General features: G+C 69.1%; 10 protein-coding genes and 3 pseudogenes. 6 read left to right on the top strand and 7 right to left on the bottom strand.

Going from position 1 to position 9,947, the window contains the following annotated elements; all coding sequences use genetic code 11:
* Window positions 1–90: 90 nt before the first annotated feature.
* The 4 genes and pseudogenes from ACWEK3_RS35325 to ACWEK3_RS35310 all read right to left on the bottom strand — a co-directional run bounded on the left by ACWEK3_RS35325 (window position 91) and on the right by ACWEK3_RS35310 (window position 2,202).
* Window positions 91–813, bottom strand: coding sequence for an isocitrate lyase/PEP mutase family protein (locus ACWEK3_RS35325; protein ID WP_453251559.1), 723 nt, complete (start codon window positions 811–813; stop codon window positions 91–93).
* 200 nt (window positions 814–1,013) lie between these two features.
* A pseudogene (locus ACWEK3_RS35320) lies at window positions 1,014–1,202 on the bottom strand (transposase family protein); the annotation flags it as partial.
* 195 nt (window positions 1,203–1,397) lie between these two features.
* Complete coding sequence (locus tag ACWEK3_RS35315; RefSeq protein WP_450547117.1) at window positions 1,398–1,859, bottom strand: DUF3995 domain-containing protein; 462 nt, start codon at window positions 1,857–1,859, stop codon at window positions 1,398–1,400.
* Window positions 1,860–1,977: 118 nt separating this feature from the next.
* On the bottom strand, window positions 1,978–2,202 hold the full coding sequence (locus ACWEK3_RS35310; RefSeq protein WP_450547129.1) for a transposase: 225 nt from the start codon (window positions 2,200–2,202) through the stop codon (window positions 1,978–1,980).
* 108 nt (window positions 2,203–2,310) lie between these two features.
* Here ACWEK3_RS35310 and ACWEK3_RS35305 point away from each other — a divergent pair, with 108 nt between their 5' ends.
* Window positions 2,311–3,249, top strand: coding sequence for a PP2C family protein-serine/threonine phosphatase (locus ACWEK3_RS35305; RefSeq protein WP_453251558.1), 939 nt, complete (start codon window positions 2,311–2,313; stop codon window positions 3,247–3,249).
* 82 nt (window positions 3,250–3,331) lie between these two features.
* Window positions 3,332–3,475: a hypothetical protein gene (locus ACWEK3_RS35300; RefSeq protein ID WP_453251557.1), complete on the top strand. Its 144-nt coding sequence runs from the start codon at window positions 3,332–3,334 to the stop codon at window positions 3,473–3,475.
* Between the two features lie 135 nt (window positions 3,476–3,610).
* Here ACWEK3_RS35300 and ACWEK3_RS35295 read toward each other — a convergent pair.
* Window positions 3,611–3,832 (bottom strand): annotated as a pseudogene (locus ACWEK3_RS35295) (XRE family transcriptional regulator); the annotation flags it as partial.
* Window positions 3,833–3,909: 77 nt separating this feature from the next.
* Between ACWEK3_RS35295 and ACWEK3_RS35290 the strand changes: the two are divergent.
* Window positions 3,910–4,053, top strand: a complete 144-nt coding sequence (locus ACWEK3_RS35290; protein WP_450547118.1) for a hypothetical protein — start codon at window positions 3,910–3,912, stop codon at window positions 4,051–4,053.
* Between the two features lie 297 nt (window positions 4,054–4,350).
* Here the strand turns inward: ACWEK3_RS35290 and ACWEK3_RS35285 are convergent, their stop codons facing one another.
* Entirely contained in the window at window positions 4,351–5,028 is a 678-nt protein-coding gene (locus ACWEK3_RS35285; protein WP_450547119.1) for a GntR family transcriptional regulator, read from the bottom strand.
* Window positions 5,029–5,192: 164 nt separating this feature from the next.
* Here ACWEK3_RS35285 and ACWEK3_RS35280 point away from each other — a divergent pair, with 164 nt between their 5' ends.
* Both ACWEK3_RS35280 and ACWEK3_RS35275 read left to right on the top strand, forming a co-directional pair.
* Window positions 5,193–6,587, top strand: a complete 1,395-nt coding sequence (locus ACWEK3_RS35280) for a malonyl-CoA decarboxylase domain-containing protein (RefSeq protein ID WP_453251556.1) — start codon at window positions 5,193–5,195, stop codon at window positions 6,585–6,587.
* Window positions 6,588–6,603: 16 nt separating this feature from the next.
* The gene (locus ACWEK3_RS35275; RefSeq protein WP_453251555.1) at window positions 6,604–8,130 is read left to right on the top strand and encodes a malonate--CoA ligase; all 1,527 of its coding nucleotides are present in this window, start codon (window positions 6,604–6,606) and stop codon (window positions 8,128–8,130) included.
* A 63-nt stretch (window positions 8,131–8,193) separates the two neighbouring features.
* Here ACWEK3_RS35275 and ACWEK3_RS35270 read toward each other — a convergent pair.
* A pseudogene (locus ACWEK3_RS35270) lies at window positions 8,194–9,415 on the bottom strand (RNA-guided endonuclease InsQ/TnpB family protein).
* Window positions 9,416–9,569: 154 nt separating this feature from the next.
* Between ACWEK3_RS35270 and ACWEK3_RS35265 the strand changes: the two are divergent.
* Entirely contained in the window at window positions 9,570–9,941 is a 372-nt protein-coding gene (locus ACWEK3_RS35265; protein WP_450547122.1) for a transposase, read from the top strand.
* Window positions 9,942–9,947: the final 6 nt, after the last annotated feature.

The raw sequence follows: 9,947 nt of genomic DNA, 5'->3' as shown, positions 1-9,947 counted from the left end.
TCGTCGGTCAATGTCACCTCGGCCACCGGCCGTCCCCTACGCGCCACGCGGACAGCCTACAAATATTCATCGAACTTCAGGCGCAGAACACTAGGTCGCCAGTTCCTCTGCCATCCCCCGCACCAGTTCCATCGCTCTGCGCTGCAGCCATGGGCCAAATGTCACTCGCGTCGCGCCGAGTTCGCCCAGTTCGGCGGGTGTGGGGCCGGTGTCGTCGAAGCGGGCGAGGGCGTTGAGAGGGCCTGGAAGTGCGGCGCGCAGGTGGGGCAGGGCGTCGAGCCGGGCGCTGATGGGGTAGATGCAGTCGGCGCCTGCGGCGATGTACAGGGAGGCGCGTGAGATCGCCTCGGCGGGGCCGGGGATGCCGCGGGCGAAGGTGTCGACCCGCGCGTTGAGGAAGAGGGCGTCACCGGCCGCGTCCCGTACTTCCGCGAGCCAGTCCGCCTGCGCACGTGGATCCTTGAGCACGCCGCCCTCGGAGTCCTCAAGGTTGCAGCCGACCGCGCCGGTGTCCAGGAGGCGGCCGACGAGTTCGTGGGGCGGGAGCCCGTAGCCGCCCTCCAGGTCCGCGGAGACCGGCACGTCCACGGCCCGTACGATTCGGGCGACCGCGGCGAACATCTCCTGTGCCGGAGTCTCCCCATCCGCGTAGCCGAGCGAGGCAGCGACGCCGGCACTGGGCACGGCCAGCGCAGGGAACCCGGCCTCCGCGAAGAGGCGAGCGCTCGCGGCGTCCCACGGCCCCGGAAGCACGAGCGGATCATTGGGCGCGCGGTCCTGGTGGGGGGCGCGGAAGAGAGCGGCCTTGGTCATTGCGCGGCGTCGCACTTCGTTGCGGTCATGCCGTCCAGCGTACGGGCGGCGTGCGGCCCACTTCTGCGAAATCGCTGGAGGCATGCCAGGGCAGAACCAACAGATTGATCACAACCGGATACAGGCCCTAGCACCGAGCTGCGGCAGTTGGCCCGCACCCGGGGAGCCGTCCGGGCCGCATGACGGACCGCCGGGTGCCCTCGGTCGCCCTTGCGTCCGACGGCCGGCCGCCGGACGCGGATCTCAGCAGTCTCCCCGGTCGCACCCAGATGGTCGACGACCTCCGCCAGCGTCCGCAGCCGCACTCCGGCAGTGACAGTGCAGCCTTGCTCGGCAAGTAGGGGGCGTACCTCGCCAATGGCCCGGGTGATGGTGGAGCGGTCCACACCGAACGAGCCGGGGACGTGGCCCGGCCCCAGCCCAGGAGCCACTCGGCAGGCAGGGCTTCCCGCATCGCCTTTGTGGGGGCGGCCGGTTGTAGTGCTCGGGGACACCGCAGGCGTCGCACACAGCCGATGTTGGCGATGACTCGGTCGAACCGCAGGAAGTCGTGGTCGAAGACAGGTCGTGCGCGGTGTCGTACATCAATGTTTCACGCGCCTTTCTGGGCGCTGAGGATGGTTCATCACGTAGGTCCGGGTGGCGAGGAAGAGCAGGATCCCCCACACCAGGAACGACATGTCCCAGACGAACAGGCGCCACAGCAGCGGCTTCCACTCGAGGGGGCCGGACGGGGTGAGCACGCCGAGTGCCACCAGGAGCAGACTGCCGACCTGCAGTGCCCCATAGATGGTCAGCAGTGCCGCGCCGCCCCAGCCCGCGGTGAGCATCAGTGGGCGAGGGACGACGCGACCCCATGGCCGGACGAGCGACAGCGAGAAGAGAGCGCCCGCTATTTTGAGTGCGCCGGTGATCCAGACGACGGCGATGAATCCGGGGTCCCGTCGCCCGGCCATCCGTTGGATCGCACCGCCGAGCGTGTCGAGGCCGAAGGTACCTCCGGCCGCCCAGTAGAAACTGAAAAGGCCGAAGACGAAGGCCAGCACCGCGGCCGTGTGTCCGGCCCAGGCCCTCTGCCGTCCGCGGGATTTCCGGGCCGTTGGAACATTCATGTCCGTCGTCCGCTCTCTTCCCTCGTAACCTCGTCGCCGTGCTGGAACAGGGTCAGTCCTGCCAGACGGCCTGCTGGGACACGACGCCGCAGGCGGCCTTGAGGTTGCCCACGACAGTCGGACCGTGCGCAAGGACATCTCGCAGAAGGTGCCGTGCAGACGAGGCCCGGTTGATGCCCAGGACGGCGGCGATGCTCTTGTAGGTCGCCCCGGGCGTGGACTCGTACAGGGCCACGGCATCGGCCTTGAACTCGTCCGAGTAGTCCTTCATCGCCATCGGCGGTCTTCTCGCTTCCTCCGGATCAAGCAGATCCAGTATCAGCGTGTCCACCACTCAGGGGGAGGCCCCGAGCATCTATGCGGCTTTGATCAGCTGCCTGCCCTGGTGGCCAAGCATGCGGCACGGGCGGGGATGGGCGATGCTCGGGTCTTCGTTCCCGACCTGCGCCGGCAACTGCTGCGGGAGGTTACAGGTCAGGGCCTCGACGCCGGTGCCGGCGGTGAGACCTATGAGGTCGACAGCACCCTGCCGGGCCGGACGTTCGCCAGCAGCCGTCCCCTGCCGGGCGGCGATGGGGAGCAGCCGCGCCGGTGGTGGATGCCGATCCTGGGCGGCACCGAGCGGCTCGGCGTGCTGCGGGTCGATCTCGCCCAGGGAGTCGAACCCGAGCGAGCCGGTGTGCTGGCCTCGCTGGTCGGACTGCTGCTGATGAGCAAACGACCGCACAGCGACTCATACGCCCGTCTGGTGCGCACCGAGGCGATGAACGTGGCCGCCGAGATGCAGTGGAACCTCATGCCCCCGCTGTGTTTCGCCAACCATGCTGTGGCGATCGTGGCGGCAATGGAGCCCGCCTATGCGATCGGTGGTGACGCCTTCGACTACGCGGTCGCCGGCCGCCAGGTACACCTGGCGGTCTACGACGCCATGGGACACAACAGCCGCGCCGGGCTAACGGCGAACCTGGCGGTAGCGGGCTGTCGCAACCAGCGCCGCCAGGGTATCGACCTGGTCGCCACCGGTGAGAAGGTCGAGGAAGTCCTGGTCGAGCACTTCGGCCACAGCACGTATGTCACCGCCGTCCTCGCCAATTTCGACTTCACCACCGGAGCCCTGTTCTGGATCAACCGCGGCCACCCCGCGCCGGTGCTGATCAGAAGGGGCCGGTGGACCACCACATTAGGGTGTCCACCCGCGCACCCGCTGGGGACCGAATTGGACGTTCTCGCCGCCACCCTCTGCCGGGAGCAGTTGGAACCCGGAGACCGCATCCTGCTCTACACCGACGGTGTCACAGAGGCCCGCGACCCGTTGCGGTCGTGAGTTCGGCCTGAACGGCCTCACCGACTTCATGATCCGCCACCACGCCGACGGCCTGCCCTTTCCCGAAACGCTGCGACGTTTGATGCACGCGATAGTGGACCACCACGCCGGGCAGCGGGCCGACGACGCCACCGTGCTCTGCCTGGAATGGCTCGGGCCCAGCCGCAACACCGAGCTACGCCCTCAAAGGAACGTCATCGCCTCGAACACCGACCAGCCTGCCTGAGATGGGGCATCACCACAGTGCCGGCGGGGCCGGTGCCGTCCAGGACGAACAGCAGCCGCGGGAAGAACGTGCCGTCCGGCCGCGGGCACGTAGTGGCGGAGGCGCGTAAACGCCTCCCGAGGGGCGCGGGTGGGGTTACATGCTGGGACCGCCTGATGCACGACCACTCCCGGCACGTCGGCTGTCGCTGTCGCGTTGGTGGCCACAGCGGGCGTCGCGGTCGAAGATACCCAGGATTTCAGGGGCCGCCCTCGGTGCCGATGGCGCGTGCGGGAGCATGGTGGGGAACTCCGCGGCCTGGTTGGTCTCGACGCGGAAGCGGCGGTGGTCCGGCATGAGGATCGCGGTGCCGGACAGGCTGGTTCAACCGTGACCCCGGCGAAGCCCGCCGCCACGGCATGGCCCCCCTCCTCACCCTCTTCCACACTGACGCCATGCCCGCCGCATCAGCCGCCGTCGTAGAGCGCGCCCTGCAAGCCGCCGTAGGACGCGGAGACATCCCCGCCGAGCACAGGTGCAAGGCACTCGAACTCTGGGCCCGCACCTACCTTGACCACCCCGAACAGGCCCACGCCTAGCCCCCACTCACCGGTACGGCAGGACCCCACGATGGCGAAGCAGATCATCCTGAGCCCCACCCTCGACCCATGGGAGCGCCAGCCCGGAGAAAGTACCCGCAAGCACGGCCAGGACATGACAAACCGCGACCTTGGTCGCGCCCGCACACAGGGTCGACCCCGACACACAACGGACCGAACAGGTCATCGATCCGGGCGTACAACCGCCGCATGAGCTCGTCGAACGAATCCGCGCGCACCAGATCCCCTGCCAAAGCAAGAGCGCCACGACTGTCGGCCGGCCCTGTGGCGTTGCGCTCATCCGGCGTTGCGCGCCGGCTCCGTCAACTGCCGCCATGTCCGCACCAGTTGGCTGAACTCCTTGACCTGGACGAGTACGTGGTCGCGGGCGGCGTTCTCCGCCGTCTCGGCGTCGCCGCGGGTGATGGCGTCGGCGATCTCGCGGTGCTCGGCCAGGGAGCGGCGCATGCGGTCCGGGACGCGCAGCTGCAGTCGCCGGTACGGCTGCAGGGCTCGCTTGAGCGCGTGGGCCTGCTGTCGCAGGTACTCGTTGCCACAGGAGTCGTAGACGATGCCGTGGAACCGGGCATTGGCGTAGTAGTAGCGGTCCGCGTCGCCGGCCGCCGCGTGGCTCTCGCACTCCTGCAGGGCGCGTTCGAGGTCGTCCAGCGCCTCCCGGTCGATCCGGCGGGCGGAGAGCCGCGCCGCCATCCCCTCCAGCTCGGCCATGACCTCGAAGCGCTCGGCCAGCTCGGAGACGCTCAGCTCGGTGACGTACGTGCCCTGCTTGGGGCGGATCTGTACGAGTCCGGAGCGCTCCAGCGCCTGGAGGGCTTCCCGGATCGGCGTGCGAGAGCAGCCGAACTCTTGTTCGAGCAGCGCAGGATCCAGACGCTCGCCGGGACGGTAGTGGCCGTCGACGACAGCGTTCTCGAGTGCGTCGCGAACGCGCTGGGATTCAGGGACCCGGGCCATGTGCACCTCCGAGCGGTCAGGTTATCCGGGCGTGCAGGGGGTGGTGCACGAGCCTCTATGTGTCCTACGGTGGCACTGTTATATATATCGTTCTTCGTCATGGATTTAAAGCCAGGGGCGACACCAGAGGCGAGCGAGACCAGGGGCGTACGGAAGGTGCGGACATGGAACGTTACGACGGCTGGCTGCTGACCGACCTGTTCCAGGCTCTCGGGCGGCGGCGTGGCGCGGATCCGGCAGCCGGAGAGCCGCTGGACTCCCCGCTGGACCAGCTGCTCGCCGCCTGCGAAGTCCTGATGAGCGACGTGGGTGAAGCCTCGATGCGCGCGGTCGCGGCCAGGGCTCTCGCCGCCTACGACGAGCTCGACGACGACGGCAGGCGGGCCTTCTTCAGCCACATCACCCAGACCTACGACGCCGACGCCGATCAGGTCCGTGCCGCCTTCCGCCGCTGGGAGGACGCCCGCAGCGCCGGGTCCCGGGGCGAGGAGGAGCTGGTCCGGCTCTTCGACGTGGTCGAGCCGGCCCGCCAGCAGCTGCTCCGCCGGATGAACCACGCACCCGACGCCACGCTCGCCCTGGTCGAGATGCGCGCGGACCTGCACCGGCTGATGCACCGTCACCCCGAGCTGCGGCCCCTCGACCATGACTTCCATCACCTGCTCACCTCGTGGTTCAACCGAGGCTTTCTCCGCATGGCGGAGGTCACCGGGGACGCACCGGAGGAGCTGCACCAGTACCTGATGCAGGGTGAGAAGGTCCACCCGATGGAGAGCAGTGCCGAACTCCGCCGTCGCTTGGAGCCGGAGGACCGTGCGGTCTACGCGTTCTTCCATCCGGCCACCGGGGAGGTACCGCTGATCTTCGTGGAGGTCGCTCTGGTGCGCGGCCTGCCGGACCGTATCGCTCCGCTGCTGGAGCCCGGCCCGGCGCTCAGCCCTTCGGACGCGGACACGGCGGCGCTCTACTCGATCAACAACGCCCTGGACGGCCTGGCCGGAGTCTCCTTCGGAAGCTTCCTCATCAAGCAGGTCATCGAGCAGGTGGGCGAGCAACTGCCCCATCTGACGCAGTTCGTCACGATCTCGCCCCTCCCGGGATTCCGCCGCTGGCTCGGTGAGCAGGCCGGACGGGACGCCGAGCTGGGGCTGCTCGTCCGTGAGCTGGACGCCCTGGAGGGGCCGGCGGACCTCGGTGCGGCGGACGTCGAACGGATCCGTGCCCGGCTCCTTCCCGCCCTGGCCCGGTACATCGCCCTCGAGCGGCGCGAGGACGGACGCCCCCTCGATCCGGTCGCCCGCTTCCACCTGGGTAACGGGGCCGCCGCCTGGCAGCTGAACTGGCCGGCGAACAGCTCGGCCGAAGCCTGGCGGCAGTCGTACGGCGCGATGATCAACTACCGCTACGAGCCGGGGCAGCTGGAGCGCCGGCACGAGGACTTCGTCCGCCGTGGCGCCGTCGCCCTCGGCGGACCGCTGCGCGACGCCTTCCCCGAGGCCGCGGAGGTGCCCCGTGCCAGGGACGCCTCCACCGCCTCTACCGCCTCAAACGATCGATGAGAGAGGAACACCCCTGATGGCACCACCCTTCACCACCATCTACCGGACCTTCGCCGAGCAGGTGGAGCGGCAGCCGGACAAGGCGCTCTTCGAGCTGCCCGGCGGTCGGCGGATCACCTACCGCGAGACGGCGCGGACCGTGGGGCGGATCGCCGCCCGGCTCGTCGCCGACGGTGTCACCCCCGGTGACCGGGTCGCCATGCAGGTGGACAAATCCCCGGAGGCCATCGCGCTGTATCTGGCGACGCTGCAGATCGGCGGCGTCTTCCTGCCGCTCAACACCGCGTACACCGGTGCGGAGATGGAGTACTTCATCGGCGACGCCCAGCCGCGTGTGCTGGTCTGCTCCCCGGAGCGGCGGGCCGACCACGCGCACCGCGAAGGGGAGGACCTCGTCGTCGAGACCCTCGGCACCAAGGGCGACGGCACCCTGCTGGAGGGCGACGGCCGCCACGACGAGGTCGTCGACGCGTCGGCCGACGACCCGGCGGCGATCCTCTACACCTCCGGCACCACCGGACGCTCCAAGGGCGCGGTGCTGACCCACGGCAACCTCGCCTCCAACTGCCAGGCGCTGCTGGAAGCCTGGCAATTCACCGACCAGGACCGGCTGATCCACGCCCTGCCGATCTTCCACGTCCACGGGCTCTTCGTCGCCGCGAACATGACCCTGGCGGCCGGTGCCTCCATGTACTACCTGCCGAAGTTCGACGTGGAGACGGTCGTGGACCTGCTGCCCCGGGCCACGGTGCTCATGGGCGTGCCCACCTTCTACACCCGGATGTTGAAGAACGACCGGCTCACCCCGGAGACCTGCGCTTCGATGCGGCTGTTCGTCTCCGGCTCGGCCCCGCTGCTCGCGAGCGACCACGAGGCCTTCGAGGCCCGTACGGGCCACGCCATCCTGGAGCGCTACGGGATGACCGAGACCGGTATGAACACCACCAACCCGTACGAGGGCGGCCCGCGCAAGCCCGGCACCGTCGGCAAGCCGCTGCCCGGCACGGAGATCCGGGTGGTGGACGGCGAGACCGGACAGGCGCTGCCCGACGGTGACGTCGGCAGCATCGAGGTCCGTGGCCCCAACGTCTTCAGCGGGTACTGGCAGCTGCCCGAGAAGACGGCGGCCGAGTTCCGTGCGGACGGCTTCTTCATCACCGGTGACCTGGGCCGCATCGACGAGGACGGCTATCTGTGCATCGTCGGCCGGGGCAAGGACCTGGTGATCTCCGGCGGCTACAACATCTACCCGAAGGAGATCGAGGAACTGCTCGACGCCCACCCCACGGTGCTGGAGTCCGCCGTGATCGGTGTCCCGCACCCGGACTTCGGGGAGACGGTCGTGGCCGTCGTCGTCCCGGCGCCGGGCCAGGAGCCCCAGGAGGCCGAACTGCTGAAGTTCATCGCCGGCGACCTCGCCCGGTTCAAGCACCCGCGCGCCGTGCGCGTCGAAGAGGCGCTGCCGCGCAACGTGATGGGGAAGGTGCAGAAGGCCGAGCTGCGCAAGCGTTACCAGGACCTGTTCGTGGGCTCGAACGCCTGATCCTTGACATGCTCCTCGGGCTGAAGCCCGAGGATTCTGGCCGTCCCACGGGTTGCTGTGCCGTTACGCGGCACGGTTTCCGTGTGGGATTCCTTGGCTTCCTGTTTCTTCACGCTGTGCCAGAACGGGTTCTGGTCTTACCGGCGCTCCGCAGGCCGTCACCGCCAGTCCGGCGGCCTTGATGTTGAGGGCGGCGTTGTGGTCCCGGTCATGGAGAGTGCCGCAGGCGGTGCAGGCCCATTCCCGCACGTGCAGGGGTTTGGGTCCGTCGCGGTGACCGCAGGTGGAGCACACCTGGCTGGTGGGCTCGAACCGTCCGACCTTGACGAAGGTGCGCCCGTATCGCTGGGCCTTGTAGGCGAGCATGTTCACGAACTGGGACCAGCCCGCGTCGTGGACGCTCTTGGCAAGCCTGGTGCGCGCCAGGCCGCCCACCGCCAGGTCCTCCACCGCGATCGCTTGGTTCTCGCGGATCAGCCTTGTGGAGAGCTGGTGGTGGAACTCGCGGCGCGCGTCGGCCACCCGCGCGTGCGCGCGGGCGACCTTCCGGCGGGTCTTCTCCCGGTTCTTCGAGCCTTTCTGCTTGCGGGACAGCTCCCGCTGGGCTTTTCTGAGTTTCTTCTCCGCCCGGCGAAGGAACCGCGGGGAGTCGATCTTCGTGCCGTCGGACAGGACCGCGAAGTGGGCCAGCCCCAGATCAATACCCACGGCCTGATCACTTACGGGCATGCGGGCCGCGTCGGTGGCCGGGTCGATGTCGATGACGAAGGAGGCGAAGAACCGGGCCCGCCGCATCCTTGATCACGGTGACGCTGGACGGGACGACGGGCAGGGGGCGGGACCATTTCACCCGCAGCTCGCCGATCTTCGGCAGGCTCAGCCGGCCGACCGGTGTGATGGACCAGCGGGCGTTGGCGGTGAACCGGATCGACTGCCTTGTGTCCTTGCGCGATTTGAAGCGCGGCGCGCCCAGTTTCGGGCCCCTGCGCTCGCCATTGAGGGAGGCGAAGAAGTTGCGGTAGGCGGCCTCGGCGTCTCGGAGGGACTGCTGCAGCACGACTGCGGAGACCTCGCCCAGCCAGGCACGGTCGGGCGTGCGCTTGGCCCGGGTGATCAGCTGCTGGGACAGTTCGGCGGCCCTGGGGAAGGGCAGGCCCTGCCTGCGGGCGTCCTCGCGGGCACGCACCGCGTCGTTGAACACCACGCGGGCGCACCCGAACGCCCTTGCCAGCGCGGTGCGCTGACCGGGTTTCGGGTACAGGCGGAAGCTGTACCGAAGCTGCATGATCCGGACGCTATCAGCAGCCATTGACAGTCCGGAGTGGATCAGCCGAATCCAGCTCCGCTGGAACGATCCTGCGACGCTCCGCGTCGCACCCGTCGGATTCGCTTCACCACCGGCGTGAACGCCGGTGCACTGCGAATGAATCCTCGATGCGGTGACCCGTCGCGCCTGCCCGCTGCGTTTGAAGTGCACGACAGCGGGCGCCGGCAAGTGGGGGCGGGCCCTTACCCAGCGCGAGCCCGCCCAGCGGGCCGCGCTCCAGCAGCGCCGCCGCGAGCAGGAGACCGACGCCTGGCGGGAACGCTACCGCCCACGGGCCGGGATCGAGGCGACGGTCTGCCAGATCGTGCACCGCACCCACGCACGCCGCAGCCGCTACCGGACCGCCGCCGCCACCCACCTGGGCCATTGCCTCGCTGCCACCGCCGTCAACCTCATCCGGATCGATGCCTGGCAGCAAGGCCACCGCCCAGAGCGCACCCGCACCACCCACTTATGCCGCCTCTTCGCCCGCCCCTCGAAATGAGAGATC

The sequence above is a fragment of the Streptomyces sp. NPDC004721 genome, assembly GCF_053601495.1.
Note: the sequence above shows the minus strand (reverse complement) of the source record. Positions and strands in the feature narration are given on the sequence as shown.

Excerpts from the sequence above, each read along its gene's own strand:
- ACWEK3_RS35325 (WP_453251559.1), bottom strand. The coding sequence starts at position 813 with ATGACCAAGGCCGCTCTCTTCCGCGCCCCCCACCAGGACCGCGCGCCC.
- ACWEK3_RS35310 (WP_450547129.1), bottom strand. The coding sequence starts at position 2,202 with ATGGCGATGAAGGACTACTCGGACGAGTTCAAGGCCGATGCCGTGGCC.
- ACWEK3_RS35300 (WP_453251557.1), top strand. The coding sequence starts at position 3,332 with ATGCACGCGATAGTGGACCACCACGCCGGGCAGCGGGCCGACGACGCC.
- ACWEK3_RS35290 (WP_450547118.1), top strand. The coding sequence starts at position 3,910 with ATGCCCGCCGCATCAGCCGCCGTCGTAGAGCGCGCCCTGCAAGCCGCC.
- ACWEK3_RS35285 (WP_450547119.1), bottom strand. The coding sequence starts at position 5,028 with ATGGCCCGGGTCCCTGAATCCCAGCGCGTTCGCGACGCACTCGAGAAC.
- ACWEK3_RS35280 (WP_453251556.1), top strand. The coding sequence starts at position 5,193 with ATGGAACGTTACGACGGCTGGCTGCTGACCGACCTGTTCCAGGCTCTC.
- ACWEK3_RS35275 (WP_453251555.1), top strand. The coding sequence starts at position 6,604 with ATGGCACCACCCTTCACCACCATCTACCGGACCTTCGCCGAGCAGGTG.